The organism is Nakamurella sp. GG22 (assembly GCF_052976845.2).
This window is the reverse complement of record NZ_JBRIIO020000007.1, coordinates 100,844-122,017: the sequence shown is the minus strand read 5'-3', so window position 1 is coordinate 122,017 and position 21,174 is coordinate 100,844. Positions and strand designations below refer to the sequence as shown.

Annotated in this window: 17 protein-coding genes and 2 pseudogenes; 9 read left to right on the top strand and 10 right to left on the bottom strand. The window is 68.7% G+C overall.

What is annotated here, in order from left to right:
• Window positions 1-28: 28 nt before the first annotated feature.
• Complete coding sequence (locus ACVBEQ_RS10085; RefSeq protein WP_447152992.1) at window positions 29-511, top strand: DUF2505 domain-containing protein; 483 nt, start codon at window positions 29-31, stop codon at window positions 509-511.
• On the opposite strand, the gene ACVBEQ_RS10080 is transcribed toward ACVBEQ_RS10085, so the two are convergent.
• The 5 genes and pseudogenes from ACVBEQ_RS10080 to ACVBEQ_RS10060 all read right to left on the bottom strand — a co-directional run bounded on the left by ACVBEQ_RS10080 (window position 492) and on the right by ACVBEQ_RS10060 (window position 4,358).
• Window positions 492-2,105 (bottom strand): WS/DGAT domain-containing protein, encoded by a 1,614-nt coding sequence (locus ACVBEQ_RS10080; protein ID WP_447152991.1) that lies wholly within the window; start codon window positions 2,103-2,105, stop codon window positions 492-494. The two genes, ACVBEQ_RS10085 and ACVBEQ_RS10080, sit on opposite strands and share 20 nt — an antisense overlap.
• A 160-nt stretch (window positions 2,106-2,265) precedes the next feature.
• Window positions 2,266-2,718: an NAD(+)--rifampin ADP-ribosyltransferase gene (arr, locus tag ACVBEQ_RS10075; RefSeq protein ID WP_447153088.1), complete on the bottom strand. Its 453-nt coding sequence runs from the start codon at window positions 2,716-2,718 to the stop codon at window positions 2,266-2,268.
• Window positions 2,719-2,832: 114 nt separating this feature from the next.
• Window positions 2,833-3,219, bottom strand: a pseudogene (locus ACVBEQ_RS10070) (putative immunity protein); the annotation flags it as partial.
• A gap of 46 nt (window positions 3,220-3,265) precedes the next feature.
• On the bottom strand, window positions 3,266-4,072 hold the full coding sequence (locus tag ACVBEQ_RS10065; protein ID WP_447152990.1) for a P-loop NTPase family protein: 807 nt from the start codon (window positions 4,070-4,072) through the stop codon (window positions 3,266-3,268).
• 64 nt (window positions 4,073-4,136) lie between these two features.
• Window positions 4,137-4,358, bottom strand: coding sequence for a helix-turn-helix transcriptional regulator (locus ACVBEQ_RS10060; protein ID WP_447152989.1), 222 nt, complete (start codon window positions 4,356-4,358; stop codon window positions 4,137-4,139).
• Window positions 4,359-4,684: 326 nt separating this feature from the next.
• On the opposite strand from ACVBEQ_RS10060, the gene adhE reads away from it, so the two are divergent.
• Both adhE and ACVBEQ_RS10050 read left to right on the top strand, forming a co-directional pair.
• A complete protein-coding gene (adhE, locus tag ACVBEQ_RS10055) occupies window positions 4,685-7,318 on the top strand; it encodes a bifunctional acetaldehyde-CoA/alcohol dehydrogenase (protein WP_447153087.1) in 2,634 nt (877 codons plus the stop codon).
• Window positions 7,319-7,342: 24 nt separating this feature from the next.
• Window positions 7,343-9,130, top strand: coding sequence for a GMC oxidoreductase (locus ACVBEQ_RS10050; RefSeq protein WP_447152988.1), 1,788 nt, complete (start codon window positions 7,343-7,345; stop codon window positions 9,128-9,130).
• 3 nt (window positions 9,131-9,133) lie between these two features.
• On the opposite strand, the gene ACVBEQ_RS10045 is transcribed toward ACVBEQ_RS10050, so the two are convergent.
• Window positions 9,134-9,835, bottom strand: a complete 702-nt coding sequence (locus tag ACVBEQ_RS10045; RefSeq protein ID WP_447152987.1) for a helix-turn-helix transcriptional regulator — start codon at window positions 9,833-9,835, stop codon at window positions 9,134-9,136.
• 320 nt (window positions 9,836-10,155) lie between these two features.
• Between ACVBEQ_RS10045 and ACVBEQ_RS10040 the strand changes: the two genes are divergently transcribed.
• Together ACVBEQ_RS10040 and ACVBEQ_RS10035 are read left to right on the top strand one after the other, a co-directional pair.
• Window positions 10,156-10,968 (top strand): MEDS domain-containing protein, encoded by an 813-nt coding sequence (locus tag ACVBEQ_RS10040; protein ID WP_447152986.1) that lies wholly within the window; start codon window positions 10,156-10,158, stop codon window positions 10,966-10,968.
• Window positions 10,969-11,031: 63 nt separating this feature from the next.
• Window positions 11,032-12,762 (top strand): alkaline phosphatase family protein, encoded by a 1,731-nt coding sequence (locus ACVBEQ_RS10035; protein ID WP_447153086.1) that lies wholly within the window; start codon window positions 11,032-11,034, stop codon window positions 12,760-12,762.
• Between the two features lie 267 nt (window positions 12,763-13,029).
• Here ACVBEQ_RS10035 and ACVBEQ_RS10030 read toward each other — a convergent pair whose 3' ends face one another.
• From ACVBEQ_RS10030 to ACVBEQ_RS10020, 3 genes are all read right to left on the bottom strand, one after another.
• Window positions 13,030-13,860, bottom strand: coding sequence for a nuclear transport factor 2 family protein (locus ACVBEQ_RS10030; RefSeq protein WP_447152985.1), 831 nt, complete (start codon window positions 13,858-13,860; stop codon window positions 13,030-13,032).
• Between the two features lie 54 nt (window positions 13,861-13,914).
• Window positions 13,915-14,721 (bottom strand): SDR family oxidoreductase, encoded by an 807-nt coding sequence (locus tag ACVBEQ_RS10025; RefSeq protein WP_447152984.1) that lies wholly within the window; start codon window positions 14,719-14,721, stop codon window positions 13,915-13,917.
• A 98-nt stretch (window positions 14,722-14,819) separates the two neighbouring features.
• Window positions 14,820-16,229, bottom strand: a complete 1,410-nt coding sequence (locus tag ACVBEQ_RS10020; protein ID WP_447153085.1) for a dihydrolipoyl dehydrogenase family protein — start codon at window positions 16,227-16,229, stop codon at window positions 14,820-14,822.
• Between the two features lie 191 nt (window positions 16,230-16,420).
• Between ACVBEQ_RS10020 and ACVBEQ_RS10015 the strand changes: the two genes are divergently transcribed.
• The 3 genes from ACVBEQ_RS10015 to ACVBEQ_RS10005 are packed head-to-tail and all read left to right on the top strand — an operon-like array spanning window position 16,421 to window position 17,929.
• Window positions 16,421-16,936 carry a VOC family protein gene (locus ACVBEQ_RS10015; RefSeq protein WP_447152983.1) on the top strand — a complete coding sequence of 172 codons (516 nt, stop codon included), beginning with the start codon at window positions 16,421-16,423 and terminating at the stop codon, window positions 16,934-16,936.
• A gap of 1 nt (window position 16,937) precedes the next feature.
• Window positions 16,938-17,141: a bleomycin resistance protein gene (locus ACVBEQ_RS10010; RefSeq protein ID WP_447152982.1), complete on the top strand. Its 204-nt coding sequence runs from the start codon at window positions 16,938-16,940 to the stop codon at window positions 17,139-17,141.
• Window positions 17,142-17,182: 41 nt separating this feature from the next.
• Window positions 17,183-17,929 carry an enoyl-CoA hydratase/isomerase family protein gene (locus tag ACVBEQ_RS10005; RefSeq protein WP_447152981.1) on the top strand — a complete coding sequence of 249 codons (747 nt, stop codon included), beginning with the start codon at window positions 17,183-17,185 and terminating at the stop codon, window positions 17,927-17,929.
• Between the two features lie 2 nt (window positions 17,930-17,931).
• Here ACVBEQ_RS10005 and ACVBEQ_RS10000 read toward each other — a convergent pair whose 3' ends face one another.
• Window positions 17,932-20,679: an ATP-binding protein gene (locus tag ACVBEQ_RS10000; RefSeq protein ID WP_447152980.1), complete on the bottom strand. Its 2,748-nt coding sequence runs from the start codon at window positions 20,677-20,679 to the stop codon at window positions 17,932-17,934.
• Window positions 20,680-20,890: 211 nt separating this feature from the next.
• Here ACVBEQ_RS10000 and ACVBEQ_RS09995 point away from each other — a divergent pair.
• Window positions 20,891-21,172 (top strand): annotated as a pseudogene (locus ACVBEQ_RS09995) (muconolactone Delta-isomerase family protein); the annotation flags it as partial.
• Between the last annotated feature and the right edge of the window lie 2 nt (window positions 21,173-21,174).

The window sequence follows — 21,174 nt, the reverse complement described above, 5'->3', positions numbered from 1 at the left end:
TCCGACCGGCGGGCGAAGGGTCAGGGACATGGCGAGATTTCACGTGGAGACGGTGCTGCCGGCCGATCTGGGGCCGGTCTACGCCGCCATGGTGGATCCGGCCACGACGCAAGAGAAATACCAGTCCCTCGGCAACACGGAGGTGTCCGTCGAATCCGGCGAAGACGGTCGAGGAACCCTGATCCACGCGCGTCGCAGGGTCTCGGTGGACCTACCGGGGTTCATGACGAAGGTCATGTCGCCGAGCAACATGTACGACCAGGTGGACCGGTGGACGCCCGCCGCGGGCGGGTACGACGGCCGGTTCGAGATCACCGTCGAAGGTGCCCCTGTCCATGTGAACGGCACCATGACACTGCGCGAGGTACCCGACGGCGTCACCTATGTCGTGGACGGCGAGGTGAAGGTGTCGATCCCGTTCGTCGGCGGGATGGCCGCGGGGTTCGCTGCCGAGCAGGCCGGGAAGGTGGCCGCCGAGGAGGGTTCCTTCCTCAAGCGCCTTCTCGGCTGACCAGCAGCGACCGCATGGCGGTTGCTTCCCGCGCGACGAGATCGACGAGGACCTCCGGGTCGGGGACCAGGCCGGCGTCGGTGGCGAATCCGATGGTCACGGTGTCGTTGTAGCTGAAGATCGTCGCGGCGATGGGTTGGTCGCCCGAGCACGGCGCGAACCCGACGATCTGCACCACCGGGCTTCCGGCGAAGCTCAGCAGCCCGGTCGGTCCCGGGACGTTGGTCAGCACGCCGACGGTCTTGTTCGCGAAGAAGTTGGTCAGGAAGAACTGGACCTGGCCGGGCGAGACCGACATCGCGCGCTGCAGGCCGAACGTCAACACGGCCTCGTCTGAATGCTTGATCCGTTCCATCTGACTGCGCATCTGCCGGATCCGGGTGGGCTGATCGGCGACTCCGAGAGGCATCGGCAGCATCACCAGCGCGAAGTAGTTGCCGAGTTCCTCGGGCAGGTTGTCGGCGAAGGGCTTGAGGTTCACCGGCACCAGCCATTGGATCTCCCGCGCCCGGCCGTTGTGCACGCCGAGGTAGCGCTGGACCCCACCGGCCACGGCCGCCAGCAGCACGTCGTTGACAGTCGCGCCCTGGCTCCGGCTGACCGCCTTGATGTCGGGCAGCGAGAGCGGGGCGGACCACGCGATGGCCTTCGGCCGCCCCGGTTTGCCCGACCACACGGTGGGAGAACTGTCCGACAGCAGCAGCTTGGTCACCGATGAGACGTCGTTGACGGCACGGTTGTCCTCGTCACCCAGCAAGGCGATGGCGTCGACCAGGCGGCCGGGGTGGACGGCGAAGCCGAGGCCCTCGTCGACGGTCTCGACGCCGTACCGGGTCAGGTACCAGGCGATCCGCGGCGTCGCCGCCACGGCCGCGGGCAGCGCCGACACCGTGTCGACCGGGTGGGTGACGGTGTGGACCGCCGCGCTCAGCACGCCCCGTGCGACACCTGCGGTGACCCGGGCCCCCAGGTCCACAGCGCCGGCGACGCCGTTCCGTACCGCCCTGGCGGCGTCGAGCGTCATGCCGACGGCGTCCGAGACGGGGGAAGGCAACGGAAACGGCAGCGCGAGGCCGCCGCCCGCGCTCCGGCGGGAGACCACGGCGCCGACTGCGGGGCGACTGCCGGTCCGTTGAGCCGCGCTGTCACACATGCTGAGCATGACCTGGGTCAGCCGAACACCGTCGGCCATGGCGTGGTGGAACCGGCACACGACGGCACTGCCGATCGTCCCGTCGTCGAGGAGCACCCGGTCGATCACGAAGACGATCCACAGCGGCCGGTCCCGTGGCAGCGACCTGGCCCGCTGGGCCGACATGAATCGCTGCAGGGAGGTGAGGTCCGCAGGCTCGGTCAGTCGGGCGCTCCGAACGTGTCGCGTCACGTCGAAATCCGGGTCGTCCTGCCACGCCCAGCCGGTGCCCGAGCGCACCGGGGTGCGCCGGTACACCGGGAAACGATCGCTGACCCGGGTCCGGACAACGTCCAGAACGGTGTGATAACCGGGGGTTTCGGCCAGGATCAGCACCCCGTCGATGATCATCAGGTTGTTCGGGCGATCCATGGTCAGCCACAGGGCGTCCTGCGTGCTCATCGGGGTTCGCCCAGGGATTCGCCCAGTGACGAGGGAAGTCATAGCGACCCCCTTTCTCCGCGTCCGGGCGCCAACGGTGTCCGGAGTTCTTCGGTCCCCTCGCGCACGGTAGCGACCGGCCGACCCGTTCGGCAGAGGCCAATGGCCCGCTCGGCGGGACCTAGTCGTCCATTGCTTCGATTCCGAGCTCTGCGAGCTGGCCCAGGCTGTGCCGGATGTGCCGGACCATTTCCGGCGGCGCGGGCTCCCAGTCCATGACTTCCTCGACGACCCGCAATGCCTCGGTCGTGCGGTAGGAGCGGGTCGGGTTGCCGGGAAAGCGCTTGTCGGTGACGTTGGGATCGTCCTCGATCGAACCGATCGGCTCCACCCGGTAGACCCGCGGGGGACCGTCGCCGCGGGCGAGTTCGGCCGCCAGCGGCGCGCCCTGGAGGCTGGCGGTGATGTAGATGTGCTTGGACTGACGGCCCGAGCCGTAGTTGGAGCGCCATCCCGGCGTGAGCAGGTCGCCGACAGCCACGTCGGCGCGGGTCCCGTGGAAGAAGGGGCCTGGGTCGTCGACGACGCGCGGCGGGGGCGGCGGGTCCCGGAGCAAGCTGTCGAGCCGCGTCATGAGCACCGCGACCCGGGTGCGTCCGTGCGGCGCCCGCGGGTAGCGGTTCAGCACATCGAGGACGACGGGTGTGGCCCGCTTCGCGGCGGCCGTGATGACGTACTCCGCGACGACCGTGTCGTCGCCGCGGGCCAGCTCGGCCGCGCGGGCGGCGTGGGCCGCCGCGCCGAGGATGTGCCGGACCTGCGTCGCCTTGGCCAGTGGGTGCAGGTAGGCCGCGCCGGCCGCATCACCGGCAGCGGTGGCCGCGTGCCGGGCGGGCGCGGTCGACGACTCCTTGGCGGCGCGGTGCGCGTCGGTTGCCGCGGTCCGCTGGAGGCGGGAGCGGGGTGCCCCACCGGCGAAGGCGCGAGCGGCATCGAGCGCGGCGGCCGGCCGTGGGTCGTCGGGCTCAGCGCTCTCGAAAAGAAAGAGGACGGGCTCGGCGCACGAGACGGAGTACGCGACGACGCCGCGCAGCTCGTCGGTCGTCAGCTCGAAGTCGCCGCTGGATGTCGGCATCCCCGGAGAATATGGCCCAGAGAGGATTTGGCTCAGAGAATATGGCTCAGGCGTGTCCGCTGAGCTGGCCCAGTCGGTCGGCGAGGGCGTCGACCATGGCGCCGGCGCGTTTGTTGGAGATCATCGCCTTCTTGTCGCCGCCCTGGCTCGAGACCGGTAAGACGTCGATCGAGAGCTTCGCTCCGCCGGCGAGGGCCCGCAGGGCGTCGACCTTGTCGCCGAACGGCGAGCCGCTGCCCGGGGAGTAATTGCGCACGACCTCGTCGATGTCGTCCGGGTAGAGGTCGGTCTTCGTGACGGCGATGATGAGCCAGATCGGCTTGTGGCGGCGCACGGCCATCGACGCAATCAGGTGCGAGGTGATGGCCCAGTCCTCGAGCTCGAGGGCGAGCTGCTCCTCGCGGGTCGCCGAGGCGGCGCCGGTGGTTCCGGCGGCGCGACGCGGCGTGGCGTAGCCGTTGGCGACGACGTGGATGACGCCGTCGACGGGCTCATCATGGAAGACCTCGTCGAGGGCTCCGAGCCGGGTGGCGGCATTGTCGCCCGGCACGACGAGGAACCGGAAGCCGTGCAGCTTGGCCCCGCGGCGGGTGCGTCGCTCCATGACTGCCGAGCCGACCTCGGCCACGGCCTCGCCGGCGGAGCGGTGCGTCAGCCGGTCGACGAGCTGGCTCTTGCCGACGCCGGTCATGCCCGTCACCGCCACCATGGGGTAACGGTCGCGCAGGAGCCGGCCCAGGCGTTCGGGCATCGAAGCGAGCGCGGTCAGTAGACCAGTGGCTGCGGTCGCGCCGATGACACTGCGACTGGACGTCGGCAGGATCGCCTTGATCCGGGATGAGGTCTGCGACACGGGTGGCTCCTCGGCGTGGTCGTCAGTTGTCAGTACCCAATAGGGCTTCCTCTGCACTCAGTGATCAGCCGTTGTCACTCTCGGGGGCGGTGTCGAGTGCGCCGAGGTCGAGGGTGCGGCCTCGGTGATCTGCCCATGCTGCGATGTCTGCCAGGCGCCAGATGCTGCCCATGGCGAGGACGGCGACGGGGCGGGGGAAGTCCGGGGCGTTGCTCAGTTGGTACACCCGGGCGCGTTTCACCCCGAGCAGCCGGGTGAGTTCCTGACTTCCGACAAGGACGTCCACGGTGGCGAGCATAGACACATGGACACCAGGGAGAACGTGATGCGCCGCGGGCATCACCTCGCCCGGCTGGTCATTCGCAAGATCAAACGGACCGAGCCTGAGGCCATGCATGCGCGACAAACGTAAGCCGGTAGTGGGGACTTCCGGCTCTGCCGCGGACCCACCAGAGCAGGTGCAATGGAGGTTCTGGGCTCCGCCGCGCCCGCTGCACCCTCGGGCATCGACGACCCGCGGAAGGAGCGTGTGACGACATGGCAGTACAGGCAGGAACAGCAGTACAGGCAGGAACAGCAGCCAAGGCAGGAGCGGTACAGGCAGCCGCAGCGATGAAGGCAGTATCGGCGGCGATGACGGACAACGTCAGGGAGGTCGTCGACGCGCAGGTGGAGCGGGCCCGACTGGCGGCCGAGGCGTTCCGCCGACTCGACCAGGCGGCGGTGGACCGGATCGTCGATGCGATGGTCAGGGCTGGTCTCCGTGCGGCCTCCGAATTGGCCATGCTGGCGGTGCGAGAATCCGGCTTCGGTGTCTTCGAGGACAAGGTGATCAAGAATTTCGTCGCCACCGAGTTCCTCAACGACTACCTGAAGGACAAGAAGACGGTCGGCGTGATCGACGCCGACAAGGAGAACGGTCTGGAGTTCATCGCCGAGCCGGTCGGGGTGATCGTGGCGGTCACGCCGATCACCAATCCGACGTCGACGGTGCTGTTCAAGGCGATCTGTGCGGCGAAGACCCGAAACGCGATCCTGTTCCGGGCGCATCCGATGGCCACCCGCTGCGCACTGCGCGCGGTGGAGATCCTGGTCGCGGCCGGCGAGGCGGCGGGCCTGCCCGCGGGTGCGATCCAGGTCGTGCCGATGCCCGAGAACGCCGTCACCCATTACCTTTTCCGGCACCCGGATGTCGACTTCCTGTGGACCACGGGCGGGCCGAAGATCGTCCAGCTCACGAACGAGGCCGGTAAGCCATGCCTGTCGGTCGGGCCGGGGAACGCGCCGTGTTACGTCCACAGGTCGGCCGACCTCAAGGGCGTCGTCGTCGACGTGCTGATCTCGAAGACCTTCGACGCCTCGGTGATCTGTCCCGCCGAGCAGACGATCATCATCGATCACGAGGTCTACGACGAGGTTGTCGCCGAGTTCGTTCGGATGGGCGCCTACCTGATGAACGAGCAGGAGGCGGTGGCGCTGGCCGACTTCGTCTTCGAGGGGGACCCCGCGAACGGCGGGGGCACCAAGGTCAACATGAAGGCCCTCGGGCAACGCGCGCCGGAGCTGGCCCGACGGGTCGGCTTCGAGGTTCCGCCGCACGTCAAGGTGCTGCTGGCCGAGCTGCCTGCCGACCTCGACGGGCTGGTCGCGCACAAGCTCCGCCAAGAGAAGCTGATGCCGGTTCTCGGTCTCGTCCGGGCCCGAGATGTGCAGCACGCCATCGATTGTGCGGTCGTGGTCACCGAGCACGGCGGGCTCGGGCACACCTCGAGCGTCTACGCGCGTGACGAGGACGTCATCCAGCGGTACGCGTCGGCGGTCCGGACCGGCCGCATCCTGGTCAACGCGCCCACGGCGGTCGGTGCGCTGGGCGGGGTGTACAACTCGCTGCCGCCGACCTTCTCGCTCGGCTGCGGTACCTGGGGCGGTTCCATGACGACGGACAACGTCAATTACAAGAACCTGCTGAACATCAAGACGGTGTCCCGTCGCAAGACGCCGCCGCAGTGGTTCCGGGTCCCCGCTGACATCTACTTCAAGTCGGGCTCACTGGAGGCGCTGGACGAGGAACGGTTCGAACGTGTGCTCGTGGTGACCGACCACGTGCTGGAGGCGGGCGGGATCGTGGCGCAGGTGCGCTCGCACCTCGGGGGAGCGCACGTCAAGATCTTCGACGACATCCTGCCGGAGCCCGATTTCGCCACGGTGATGGCCGGCGTCGCGATCGTTCGGGACTACGAACCGGACGCGCTGGTCGCCATCGGCGGCGGTTCGGTGCTGGACGCCGCGAAGGCGATGCGGCTGTTCTTCGAGCACCCCGAACTGTCCATCGACGATCTGACGCTGCCGTTCCTCGATCCGCGCAAGCGGGTCGCCCAGTATCCGCAGGACAAGCACGTGTTGCAGCTGATCGCGATACCGACGACAGCGGGGAGCGGCTCTGAGGTCTCGCCCGGCGCGGTGATCACCCACGACCATCGCAAGGTGACGATGATCGACTACTGCCTGCTGCCGGACAAGGCGATCGTCGACCCGACGCTCATGGTGTCGCTGCCGCCGTCGTCGACCGCTGACACCGGCCTTGACGCGCTGACCCACGCGCTGGAGGGTGCGGTGTCGATCTTCTCCTCGCCGTACACCGACGCCTTCTGCGTGCAGGCCGTGTCGATGATCTTCGAGTGGCTCCCCAGGGCGTTCCGGGACGGCACCGACATCGAGGCCAGGACCGGTATGGCCGATGCCTCGACGCTGGCCGGCCTGGCCTTCTCCAACGCCTTCCTCGGCGTCAACCACGCGCTGGCTCATGCGATCGGCGCGAGGTTCCACATCGCGCACGGTCGCGCAAACGCCCTGCTGCTGCCACATGTGTTGCGCTACAACGCTTCACTGCCGAGCAAGTTCATGCCGGCTCCGGGCTACTCCTCCTACGTCGCACCGGAGAAGTACGCCAGGATGGGACGCATCATCTTCGGCGGGCGGGACGACGAGGAACGCCGGGGGCGGTTGTTCGATGCCGTCGATTCCCTGATCGATGAACTGGGAATGCCGAGAACCCTCCGGCAGGCCGGGGTGCCCGAGGCGGAATTCCTGGCCGCTATTCCCGAGTTGGTGAACATCGCCTTCCAGGACGTCTGCATGCGGACGAATCCGAGGATGCCGTTGCTGGTCGAACTCGAGGAATTGCTGAGGGTCACTTACTACGGCACCGCGCCGGCGACTGCTCAGGAACTTCAAGTTACCGGCTAGTAACAAGGGAGCTAGGCTGGGTGGATGAGCGCTCGAGCGACCGGGCGTGGCTCCGGCACACAGTCGGCCGGAGCCACCGAACCGGACCTGCACTTCGATGTCATTGTCATCGGTTCCGGATTCGGCGGGTCGGTCACCGCGTTGCGGTTGACCGAGAAGGGTTACCGGGTCGGCGTTCTGGAAGCGGGACGCCGATTCGCCGACGACGACTTCGCGAAAACCTCGTGGCGGGTGCGCAAGTTCCTGTGGGCTCCACGACTGGGGTTGTACGGCATCCAGCGGATCCACCTGCTGCCGGACGCGGTCGTGCTGGCCGGGGCAGGGGTGGGCGGCGGCTCGTTGGTCTACGCCAACACGCTCTACGTCCCGCCGGCGGAGTTCTTCGCCGATCCGCAGTGGGCGGGCATCGCCGACTGGTCGACCGAACTCCGGCCCTATTACGACCAGGCCGGCCGGATGCTCGGCGTCAACGACGTCCCGCACCGGTCGCCGCTGGACGACACCTTCGCAGAGGTGGCGGCAGAAATGGGTGTCGGCGAGACCTTCCGGCTCACCCCGGTCGGCGTCTACTTCGGTGCTGCGCCCGGCCGGACGACGCCCGACCCGTTCTTCGGCGGGAAGGGGCCGGCCAGGACGGGCTGCATCGAGTGCGGTGAGTGCATGACCGGGTGTCGGCACAACGCGAAGAACACTCTCCCCAAGAATTATCTCGGGCTCGCCGAGTCCGCGGGTGCGGCGGTCTTCCCGATGACGACGGTCTCGGTGGTGAAGCCGCGCCCGGAGGGCGGTTACGCGGTCGACACCGTTCGCACCGGCCCGCTGCCGCGCGGCAGGCGAACGTTCACCGCCGATCAGGTCGTGGTGGCGGCCGGGGCCTTCAACACCCAGAAGCTGCTGCACCGGATGCGCGCCGACGGTCATCTCCCGGCGTTGTCGGCCAGGCTCGGCTACTCCTCGCGCACCAACTCGGAGTCGCTGGTCGGTGCTGTGTCCCGCCGCAGCGACGTCGACTTCACCCGGGGCGTGGCCATCACGTCCTCCTTCCATCCGGATCCGCAGACCCATGTGGAGCCGGTTCGGTACGGCCGGGGCAGCAACCTCATGGGACTGCTGAGCACCGTCCTCACCGATGGGCAGGCAGGCACGCCCCGGTGGAAGGTCTGGCTGCGCGCGGTCGCCGCCCGGCCGTCGGATGCCCTCCGCTCGCTCGACGTTCGACGGTGGTCGCAGCGCGGGGCGATCGCGCTGGTCATGCAGTCGGTCGACAACTCGTTGACGGTCAGCGGAGTGCGGACCCGGCTGGGCAGGTGGAAGCTCACCTCCCGGCAGGGCGACGGTGAGCCGAACCCGACCTGGATCCCCGCCGGCAACGAGGCGGCGCGGCGCATCGCGGCCCACATCGACGGCACGCCGATGGGTCAACTGGGTGATCTGATGGACGCGCCGATGACGGCCCACTTCGTCGGAGGCTGCTGCATCGGCGCCGACGCCGAACATGGCGTGATCGACGCCTATCACCGGGTGTTCGGTCACCCCGGCCTGCACATCGTCGACGGGTCCGCTGTCTCGGCCAACCTGGGCGTCAACCCGTCGCTCACCATCACCGCGCAGGCGGAGCGCGCGATGGCTCTCTGGCCGAACCGGGGTGAGCCCGATCCTCGGCCCCCGCTTGGCTCGAGCTACGTTGCGGTTCAGCCGGTCTCGCCCGCGCGCCCGGCGGTCCCGGCCGGCGCGCCGGGGTCGCTGCGACTGCCGATCGCGCAGGTCCGGCACGGCGCCGCCGCGGTGCCCCGGCCGGTTGCCGCCGGCTGAGGGTCAGCTCGCGTTGCCGGCTGATTCCTGTGCCGGGTCGGGGGCGGTGAGGTAAGCGAGGCACAGGTGCGGCCGCACGAACGGGACGAGCCGGGCCGACGCGAAGGGCATGCCCAATTGAGTCAGCACTCCGTTCAGCACGCCCTGGTGAACTGAACAGACCACATCGGGGTGCTCGCGGGCGACGTCCCGGTAGGGACAGGCGCGAAGCCGTATCTCCCGGTCCCGGGTGTCAGGCGATTGCTCGGCCAGTTCCGGATCGAAGTGCATGTCGTCCAGCAGGTCGGTGATCTGCCGAGCGGCGGCATCGGATGAGATGGCTACCGGGGCCCGGTCGACCAGGGTGGTGGCCCACTTCCGTCCGGTCTCGTCTGCGCGCCGACTCCGCGTTCGCGACGTACCACCCACGCCGGCGGCCAGAGCGGCGGCAAGCGCTCGGTATCCGTCCGGCGCGGTGTCTTCCTGAGCGATCTCGTAGACAGTCCTGGGCCGGCCCGGGGTCGCCCTCGGCGTCGTCCGTACCGTGATCCGTTTCGACTTCGCCAGCACCTCGAGGTGGAACCGGACGGTCGAGATGTGCAGCCCGGTCGCCGCGGCGAGTTCGTACACGTCCAAGGGACTCTCGCTCCGGCGCAGCAACTCGAGCAGTCGCGGCCGTGGCTTCGACGCAGCGGTTTCCGCTGGTTCGGGCTCCGCCTCCGTCACGAGGTGCGCCGCCCCTCCGATGGTTGACTTAGTTTCTGAGACCTCATAGTTTAGAGGAACACGGTCCCCAAAAAACAGGACCGGAGGCTACGACCGCGTCGCATCCCAGAAGCCGGATTTTGTTGATCGGCTGCCCTTTTTCGACCGGCGCGAGCTCGGTGAACGGGGTGGGCGGCGTGATGGATGTGGTGTCCCGCGGATGCTCGGACATCGTCCGAAACTGTGCGCGGAATTCGGCGACCAACTGTGTCGGATAATTGGCGTGGTGTCATGAATTACTGCAGGTCACTTGACAATCATGGGGGTCCAGGCTGTGCGACGTGGAAATCGAGGAATTCGTGATCACTGACGCGGGTAGCGCCCGAATGCACAGCTGTGCAGTTGTCACATCGGCCGAGCAGCGCTGGGAGGCGATGGCCGGATTCGTCGGCGACGGCATCGAGGGTCAGGAGCAGGTGGTCCTGGCAGGGTTGCGGCCGAACGAACTGACCGACCTGCTGCGCCGCCTGCGCGAGGAGGACGGGGTCGATCCCGACCCCGCCATGGCTGACGGGCAACTCGTCGTCATGGGCGAGGCGGCGGCGCGGGCATTCTTCGAGATGCCGACGGAGACGGCGATCAGTCAACTCGCCGATCAGGTCGAGCAAGCGCTGGACGCTGGCTACCGGGGGCTCCGGCTGACCGGCCGTTACACCGGGGTGGGTATCGGTCCGCACGAGCGGGCTCTGGAAGACCTGGTCCGGAACACTCCGCTGAGCGTGTTGTGCCCGTACCTCCGCGACGAGCTCACCTTCCAGGAAGTCGAGCAGATCAGGGTGGTGCACGCCGAGGAGATTCCCGATACCGCGGTGTTCGACGACGGGTCGCTGCGGATCACGAAGCCGCGCGCTGGATGGCTGAGGTTGGCCGGCCGATGGGACGCCAACAACCATGCTGCCGCGCTGGCGGTGGTCGAACACGCCGCCGCGACGGGCGCACGGGACCTCGACGTTGCATCACTGCGGTACATCGACCCGAGCGGGGTGCACGCGCTGCTGACCGGTATCGGCCCCGTCCGCCTGCGGCGACCGAACGAGTTCGTGCAGCAACTGGCAAGATTCGTCGCAACGCGAACCCGGCCCGCGATGAACTGAACCGGATGGCCGCCGGCGACGTGTCATCGCTGTCCATGGTGATTTCGGAGGCGGCGGGTGGCAATGGAGCGTGGTCCGGCCCGTCGGGTGGCGGCTGCCGTGACGACGGTGCTCGCCGCGCTGCTCATCTGGTTCGCCCTCGTCGCGCCGAGCGAGATGCATGATCTGACGTTCGGCGCGTTTGTTCGCCTGCCGCTCGAAGGACTACTGCTCGCCGCGTTGATCCTCGTCCTGCCGGCGAGGGCGAGGAGGCCGGTTGCCCTTGTCCTGGGTGCCGTCCTGGGTGTGCTGATCATCGTCAAGCTGATCGACGTGGGCTTCTCGGTGGCGCTGGACAGGCCGTTCAACCCGGTGACCGATTGGGGCTATCTCGCATCCGCGGCCGGTCTGCTGAGCGACGGGATGGGTCAGATCGGTGTCGTGCTCGTCGTGCTGCTGGTCGTTGCCGTCATCGTGCTGACTCCGCTCGCCGCGATGCGGCTCTCGCGCGTCGTGGCCGGCCACCGCGCGGCGTCGATCCGGACTGTGACGGCTGCCTGCACGGTGTGGGTGCTCTGCGCAGTGCTCGGCGTCCAGATCATTTCGGGCACGTCGATCGCCTCGACCGCCACGGCAGACTTCGCCGTGGAACAGGTCAACCTCGTCCGCGCCGGCATCGCCGATCACGACGTGTTCGCCGCGGCCGTCGCGGACGACCAGTTCGGCACAGCCGCGCCGGCCGTCCCGGTCCGCCCTGCAGCGGCGCCCGCGACGACGTCCGCGGCCCCGCCGACGAGCGGCAGCGCCTCCACTACCCCACCGACTCCGCCGGGGGCCGCCGCTGCCGCGGGAACGGGCGAATTGCTTGCGGGCCTGCAGGGCAAGGACGTGATCATCGCTTTCGTCGAGGCCTACGGCCGGGTCGCTCTGGAGAACCCGACCATGGCGCCGCAGATCGGATCGACACTCGACGCCGGGACCAAGGCGCTTGGCCAGGCAGGATACACCGCGCAGAGCGCGTTCCTGCACTCGCCGACGTTCGGCGGCCTGAGCTGGCTCGCGCATGCGACGTTGCAGTCCGGGCTGTGGATCGACAACCAGCAGCGCTATGACCAACTGATCTCGAGCAAACGGGTGACCCTCGCGTCGGCCTTCAAGAGCGCGGGCTGGCGCACCGTCGGCGACGTCCCGTCCAATGAGAAGAAATGGCCGGAGGGAGCGGCGTTCTACCAGTACGACAAAATCTACGACGAAACCAATGTCGGTTACCGGGGCCCGAGTTTCAGCTACGCCTCGATGCCCGACCAGTACGTCCTGTCGGCATTCCAGCGGCTCGAGTTGGCGCGGCCCGACCGCGGCCCGGTGATGGCCGAGATAGATCTGGTGTCCAGTCACTGGCCCTGGGCGCCTATCCCGCACCTCATCGGCTGGAGCAAAGTGGGTGACGGGTCGGTCTTCAACGGCATGCCGGAACAGGGCGAATCGCCGGACGTCATCTCGAAGGACCAGGCCCGGACCCGCGCGGCCTACGCGGATTCCATTCGCTACACCATGAACACCCTGATCTCGTTCGTGCAGAACTACGGTGACGAGAACCTGGTGCTGATCGTGCTGGGGGACCATGAGCCGGCGAGCACCGTCAGCGGCGAGAAGACGTCGCACGACGTTCCGATCTCGATCATCACCCACGATCCTGCGGTGCTGGAACGCATCTCCGCCTGGGGCTGGCAGGACGGCCTCCGGCCCGCACCGGACGCGCCGGTGTGGCCGATGGACGCCTTCCGCGACAGGTTCCTCACCGCCTACCGCGGATGACGATCCCGACTCCGGGTCAGTACTCCAGTTCTTCTTCGATGTTCTGGCCGACCGACCGTTCTATGTCGGCGATCAGCGCGTTCCGTTCGTCGACGGGAACGGTCGGCAGGTGAGACCTCAACTGCCGGATCATCGCGTGCTGTTCTGGCTCCAGCGCGAGAGCATAGGTCTGTCTGATCGTCTCGAAGAGCGTTCTCTCCGCTGGGTTCTCGACAGGTCGGCCATTGTTCACGAAGAATTGCTGCCTTTCTCGATCGGGATTGCCGTTCAGCGTAGGGCGCTGGGTGGTTGCACGTCGTCATAGATGCGGACGGCGGTCAGCAGGTCGCCGGGGCCACGTTGGTGAACGGCCAGGCCCGCCTGCGGTGGAAGCGGTTCACTGCCCCAGCGGACGCAGTTGTATTCCACGGCGGAGCGTGTCCCGTCGTCGGTGACGGCCATGTCCTGCATGCCGATGCCGCCGCCGGCGCTGAAGGCCGCGGCGAAGTAGGAGCGGAGTGCGGTGCTGCCCCGGTGAATGGGGTGCGGGCCGGTGGATTCCCGGACGTACCCGTCCGGCGTGAAACAGTTCACCGCGGCGTCGACGTCACCGGCGTCGAGAGCGGCGCGGAATCGGCCGACGACATCACCGGCACGGGTCGGTCCTGATGTCAGGATCGGCGCCCGCACATGGCGCCTCCCGTCGACAGGCCATTGACTGCAATAGGTGCGGAACACCACGGACAGGGTGTCGGGGGACTCGGCGACGACGGCCACCGGCCACTCCGACCGGCCGCTGTCACCGTCGATGTGGACGAGCAACTCGACCACCGCCCGGTTCCCGAAGCGGGTACTGGCGATCGTTTCGGTCCGGGCGTTCCGCTCCGACAGCCAGAGCTGATTCCGGTGGATGAACCGCCGCAGCTGCCGGTGGCCGCGAACCTTTCCGGCCCGCGGATCGAAGACCACGACCTCGCCGGGCCAGGCCCGTTCCAGCAGCTGGGTGTCGCCGCGTGTCACCGCGCTGAAGTACTGGCCGACAGGGTCGGCCTGGCCGGCGGCGTGCGTCTGCCGTCGTGCCAGTTCGACGGCGCTGTAGAACTCAGGAAACCACGGCATCCGCGTCTCCTCCCGTCGCCGTTGTCCCAGATCTGCACACGCTCGTCGGGCCCGTCATCCCGCGACGAACTGCTGGCCACCGTCGATGTCGTAGGTCGCCCCGGTCAGCGCCGTGTTCGTCATGATGTGCACGGCCAGAGCCGCGACATCGGCCGGCTGCACCACCCGTCCGATGGGCAGCGTCGCCCGCAGCCCCGCCCGCCTGTCGTCCAGCGCATCGCCGAGAAGGGTTGCTGACAGCGGGGTATCGACGAATCCGGCGGCAATGAGGTTGACCCGTACCGGCGCGACTTCGAGTGCGAGCGCCGCGGTGAACGGCGGCAGCGCCGCGGTCGCCGCAGAGGCGATCCCCAGCTCGCGGCTGACCCGGCGGCCGCCGGTCCCGCCCATCAACAGCAGCGTGCCCCCAGGGCGCATCCGGTCGACGGCATGCCGTGCGACCTCGAGTGCGAGCACCACGTGCTCGCCGAGCGCCTGCCGTACCTCTTCGGCGCTCATCCCCAGCAACGGGCCGTAGTGCGGGCCGCCGGCGGTCACCATCACGTGGTCGATCTGGCCGGGTATCTCCTCGAAGAACCGCTGAAGCGAGGGAGCATCGTTGGCGTCGAACGCGCGACTGTCCCGGGCATCCACCTCGATCGCCGCCCGGCGGAGCCGTTCGGGATCACGTCCGGTGAGCAGCACCTCGGCGCCTTCGTCACGGGCTCTGCGGGCCGTTTCCAGGCCGATACCCGCACTGCCGCCGATGACGACGACGGTCTGTCCGGACAGGGCGGGTTGGTGCCGGGTCGATCGGGTGGGGGTCGATCGAGACGGTGTCGATCGGGTGGGCGTCGATCGGGCGGTCGTCGCGCTGCTCATGGTTCCTCCAGAAGTTGGTCAGGCTGCGAGTTGGTCAGGCTGCGAGTTGGCCAGGCGGCGGGTTGGTCAGTCGGCGAGTTGGTCAAGCGGCGCGTTGGTCAGGCGGGGAGACCGGCCATCTGGGCGTCCATCGGCCGGATCGGCCGCGGCATGTCGGCGATCTCCATCCGGAGGTCCTTGATGGCTGCGTTGTAGATCTCGGAGAAGCTCGGGAACGGCTGGATGGTGTCGCCCAGCACCTCCAGCGGGATGTGCGCGCGGATGGCGAGCGTGGCCTGCTGCAGCCATTCACCGGCCTCCGGTCCGACCGCGTAGGCGCCGGTGAGTCGCTCGCCGTCGCTGAGCAGGGTCAGGAAACCGGACGCCTCGGCGTAGGCGTGGGTGTAGGTGGCCATCTTCGGAACGGCCGAGATCGGCGTGGTGACCGTGTATCTCGCCTCGGTGGCGCCCACCGCTGCCGCCTGCGGGTCGGTGTAGGTGACCCGCGGGACAGCCTCGTAGTTCGCCGGCAGCATCGCGCCGGCGATGTTGGCCGCGACCACGTCACCCTCGTACTCGCCGACGTGGGTCAGCGGCCAGATCCCGTTGACGTCACCGATCGCCCAGATTCGCTCACCGGCCCGGAGGTGATCGTCGACCCGGATACCGCGGGGATCGGCCGCGACCCCGACCGTCTCGAGGCCGATGCCGTCGACGCGGGGGCGTCGCCCGGTGGCCAGGAGGAGTTTGTCACCGCGTACTTCGGTTCCGTCGTCGAACCGCAGGACGTAATCGTCGCCGTCCCGGCGGGCGCCGCTCACGTGGATGCCCAGGATCAGCTCGATGCCTTCCCGGCGCAGTGCCTCGCCGAGTGCCGCGCCCACCTGTGCGGGTTCACGGGGGAGGATGCGGTCGCCGCCCGCGATCAGGACCACCTCACCGCCCAGCCGTCGGACGACCTGCGCGAGTTCGACTCCCGCCGACCCGGCGCCCACCACCAGCAGGCGGCGCGGGACGGCCTTCATACCGGTGGCTTCCCGGGTGCCCCAAACCCCCTGCAGATCCGCGAGTCCCGGTATCGCCGGCACGATCGGTGTGGAGCCGGTCGCCACGACGATGTCCGCAGCGGTGTGCCGGACTCCGTCGACATCGACGACGCCCGGTCCGGCCAGCCGGCCGTTCCCGCGGAGCAGATCGATCCCGTGCTCCGCGAGCCAGCGTTGCTGCCCGGCATCGGAGTAGTTGGACACCATGAAATCCCGCCAGGCCAGGACGGCCTCGACATCGACCTGCGCGGTGGCACCGGCCTCCTGTGCGCCGTGCACCGCTTCCCCCGGTCGCAACAGGGATTTGGACGGGATGCAGGCCCAGTAGGAACACTCGCCGCCGACCAGTTCCCGTTCGACCACGGCCACCCGCAGTCCGCGGGCAGCCAGCGCCGCGGCGCAGTGCTCGCCGGGGGCGCCGCCGCCCAGAACGATCACGTCGTACTCCGCGGGATCCTCACCTGCGGGAAAGTGGTCGTGCATGGTCAGCTCCTGTCCGGTTGGTGATGACACTGCTCGAACAGTGCCGTGACGGGTGGCCGGCTCGCGCCCGTGGACACCCGGGTCCGGTCACTGGTGTGGATCGGCCCGGGTGTCCACCAGTGACCTCACGGGCGCGACCGGCGGCCGCCGCGACCGATGCTGTCGTCACCACAACCCTTCTGGAGGTCGCCATGAGCACGACGCAGGTGAGCAGTGAGAGCACGACGGCCGAGCCCGTCGCCGCACCCGTCCCGTTGCGGCTCGAGGTCGTGACGTTGCCCGTCTCCGACGTCGAGCGGTCGAAGAGCTTCTACCAGCGGCTCGGCTGGCGGCTGGACGCCGACATCTCCGCCGGCGACGGCTTCCGCGTCGTCCAGTTCACCCCGCCCCAATCGCAGACCTCAATTCATTTCGGCGTCGGACTCACGACGGCGGAGCCCGGTTCCGTGGCCAGGTTGTATCTCGCGGTGGAGGACGTCGAAGCGGCCCGGGCGGACCTGATCAGCCGGGGCGCCGACGTCAGTGAGGTCTTTCATTACGACCGGGGACCCGGTCACAGCGGTGAATTCGATTCACGGGTGCCCGGTCCGGACACCGAGCACGGCGGGTCCTACTTCACCTACGCCTCGTTCGACGATCCGGACGGCAACGGTTGGCTGCTCCAGCAGATCACCGGCCGGCTGCCGGGCCGGGTCTGGGAGGACTGACATGGAGGTCACCGCGCTGGCCGATCTACTGCACGAGACAGCCGAGCAGCACGGCCTTTTCGAGGCCGTCACACCGCCGCACAACTGGTGGGACTGGTATGCGGCCTACCTGAACGCGCGGGAACTCGGCCGTTCACCCGAGGATGCCGTCGCGATCGCCGGCCGCTACATGGCCGAGGTCAAGCACGTCGTCCCGACCGCGTGATCGGGACGGATACCCATCACTCGCCTCCAGGGAGTGCACCGATGAGCTACAGCATCTCCGGCCATTCCGACAATGGCCTTGCGCCGGCATCGCGGTCCTGGAAGCACCTGAACATCGACCGCCGCAGCAAAAGCTACTGCCGCGTGACGTTCGACCATGTGCCGATCAACTCCGTCACGGCGACGACGGTCGCCGAGCTTGCTGAGCTGGTCGGCCTGATCGAGCAGGACCCCGACCTGAACGTCGTCGTCTTCGACAGCGCCAACCCCGACTTCTATCTCACTCAGGAGGACATCGAGCACGACCAGGGCAGGACGGGAGCACTCGGCAACGGCCCAACCGGGACGCCGGCGTGGGTCGACGTGCTGGTTAGGCTCTCCCGTGCTCCGGTCATCAGCATGGCCGCGATCCGGGGTCGCGCCCAGGGCGCCGGGAGTGAGTTCGTGCTGGCCTGTGACCTCCGGTTCGCCTCCCGTGAGAACACCCTGCTCGGCCGGTTCGAGCTCGGTGTCGGCGCCACCACGGGGGGCCTGGCCAGCCTGTCCCGTCTGGTCGGCCGTGCTCGGGCACTGGAGATCCTGCTGCTGACCGATGATCTCGACGGACCGCGGGCGGAGCGGTACGGGTACGTCAACCGGCTGATCGCCGACGATCGACTCGACGCCGAGGTCGCCGCCATGGCGGACAGATTGGACCGCTTTGATCATGACGTGATCGTCAAGACAAAGTCCGCCGTCGACAGGGTGTCGTTGTCCGACAATTTCTGTGACGGCCCCCCCGACGGCTGAGTTCAGGCGTGGGCCATCTCGGATGCGGAAACGGGCAGGGCCGCGGCCAACTCCCGGCGCGACCGGATCCCGAGCTTGGTGAACACCTTTCGCAGGTGCCACTCGACGGTGCGCGGGCTGAGGAAGAGCCGGGAACCGATCTCGGGATTCGACAGCCCGTCGCGGGCCAACTGGGCGATCTGTCTCTCCTGGGTGGTCAGGTCATCGCGGGTGTCGGCCAGGCGTTTGCGCACCGTTCCGCCGGTGGCCAGCAATTCGACCCTGGCGCGCTCAGCGAATCCTTCGCCGCCCATTTCGGTGAACATCCGGTGCGCAGCCCGCAGTTGCTCGCGGGCGTCGGTCCGTCGACCCTGCCGGCGTAACCACTCCCCGTAGCTCAGTCGTGCCCTGGCCAGGTACCACCTCATCCGGGTCGGTGTCAGCAACAGGATCGCCTGCAGGTAGAGCTGTTCCGCTGCATCGCCGTCCTCGACCAGCGCACACGATCGGGCACCGGCGCTCAATGCCCACGGGGTTCCGCTCGCCGCGGTCCGTTCCGAAAGACGCTGCGCGGCGTCCCGTGCGATATCCGGTCGTCCGGATCGGGAGGCGGCTTCGGCCAGCTCGTACAGACCCCACGAAGAGACGACGATGTCGTCGGAGTCGCAGGCCTGCTGGGCAGCTTCCAGTGCCTGCGGGTACTGGCCGAGCCCGTTGTAGAGAACGGCCAGATCGTAGGCGGCGCCGGCGATCGCGACGCCCTCACCTCGGGCGTGCGCGCCGTGGGTCATCCTGTCGACCAGTGCGAGCGCGGTGCTCTCCTGGCCACGCCATGCCGCGATCCGAAGCGGGAACTCCGCCCTGACGTCGCCGTCCAGCCCCTCCGCCTCGGTGAGCAGCAGTGCCGCGGATGTGAGTTCGCCGGCCTGGGTGAGCGCGCCCGCGAGATAGTCCAACGCGTACGGAAGCAACAGCAATGTGCCCGTCGCACGGGCGAGCTCGACCTGACTGGACGCGAGCTCGCGCCAGGCCTCGTCGTCCCACAATTCCTCCGCGGCGATGTTGTAGGCAAGGCACATCCGGTCCAGTTGCCGCTCCTCGCGGCGGTAGGCGCGGACGGCCCTGCCCAGGGTCGGCGCCGCGGCCGCGCACCCGTCGGTCAGCCTGGTCGCGAAACCGAGCAGCAGCAGCTGGCTCGCGGGAAGGGGCTCGGGCCCGAGCGGTGCGGACCGGGCGGCGATCGCCACGTCGGTCACATCGGAGCCCGCGGCGAACCGGCTGGCGTACATGGCGGCGACCAGGGCGTCCAGATGCGTCTGCCTGGCAAGTTCGGCGTCGAGCGGCTCGAGTCGTTGGGCGGCCCGCAGCAGCAGCCGGGGGGCGTCCCGACCGCGCCGCATGTCGAACGCGATCTGGGCGCGCATGCGTTCCACCTGTGCCAGGCCGAGTTCGTCCAGTGGGCCGGCCTCCGCGCTCGCGAGCAGTGACTCGGCAGCGTCGAAGTCGCCGGTCTGGACCTCCGCCTGTGCCGCGTCCAGCGCGCGCGCAGCCCGCTTCACCGGGTCCACGGTGAACATCACGGCCCGCTCGAGAAAAGCTGCCGCGGCGGCGATTCCGCCGCGGCGCTGCGCTCCCGCGGCGCACTGGATCAATTCGTCGGCGACCGACTCGTCGGGAGCGTTCGAGGCGTGCGCTCGATGCCACGCCCGCCGATCGGGGTCGGTACGGGCATCGGTGGCGGCGGCGAGGGCGTCGTGGACCAGCTTGCGGTCGGCCGGCGGCGAGGCACGGTAGACCGCCGATCTGACCAACGGATGCCGAAATCTCACCCGTCCCTTGATCTCCAGCAACTGCTCGCGGACGGCGACTTCGGCTGCCGCCCTGTCGATGTCCAGGGCCTGCGCAGCGCGCCAGAGGATCGTCGCGTCGCCGACCGGGTCCGCGGCCGCCAACAGCATCAGGCGCTGGGTGCTCGCCGGCAGCGCGAGGACACGCCGAACGTAATGGTCTTCGATCCGACCCGGGAGGGCGGCGGCGTCGGGCAACGCGAAGCCTCCCGCCAGCTCAGCGGCGCTCATCCCGCGCGGAAGCTCCAGCAGCGCCAAGGGATTTCCCCGGGTCTCGGCGATCAGCCGATCGCGGACCCGTTCGTCGAGTCTGCCGGGGATGACCCTGGCCAGCAGGGCTCGCGCATCCTCTTCGTCCAGGCCGCCGACCACGAGTTCCGGCAGGCCGGCAAGCTCGGGCTCCTCGCTCGGCTCCCGAACCGCGAAGATCATCGCCACCGACTCCGCGACCAGCCGTCTGGCCACGAATCCGAGCACCTGCGCCGAGGCAGAATCCAGCCACTGTGCGTCGTCGACGACACACAGCAGCGGCCGCTCCTCGGCAACATCAGACAGCAGGCTCAGTGCCGCGAGCGCGACGAGAAATCGATCGGGGGGTTCGCCGGCGGTCAGGCCGAGTGCGACGCTCAACGCAGCTCGCTGCGGGTCGGGAAGCGCGCCGATCCGGTCGAGGTGTGGGGCGCACAACTGATGGACGCCGGCGAACGGCAACTCCATCTCGGCCTCGATGCCGGCGATCTGCGCGACACGGTCCTCGGCGGCCTGGCCCATCGCGTATCGGAGCAGCGAGGTCTTTCCGATGCCGGCTTCGCCCCGGATGACCAGCACAGCGCTGTGGCCCGCCCGCACATCGGCCAGCAGCCGGTTCAGCGCATCCCGCTCGCTGAGCCGACCCACGAAACGCAGCGCCCGGTTGGCGGCCATCGCCGGAAAGCTTAGACCTGGGAACATTCGGGTGAAAGACCCCATCGACCCGGCAGTTGTCAAGCTCCCGGGCGCCGACCAGGGTGTTCACGGGCGCGATCTGCCTGGTCCGGCTGGAATCCTCAGCGGTGGCAGCGCCGATCACAGGGCCATCGATGTATCGGACGTAGTGGACCGATCCGGTGCCAGACACCGCAGGAGGCGGCTCAGCATGGAGTACCTCGTCACCATGACCACCGTTGTCCCCGAGGGCACGTCACCCGCCGAGGTGGACGACACCCGCGCCAGGGAGGCAGCCCGCTCGCGCGAACTGGCTCGCCAAGGGCACCTCGTACGACTATGGCGGCCGCCGCTGCACCCCGGAGAATGGCGAACACTCGGCCTGTTCGCCGCGACCGACAGTAATCAGCTGGAACGCGTTCTCGCCTCGATGCCGCTCCGGGTATGGCGGACCGATGAGGTCACGCCGCTGCAGCCGCACCCGAACGATCCGGG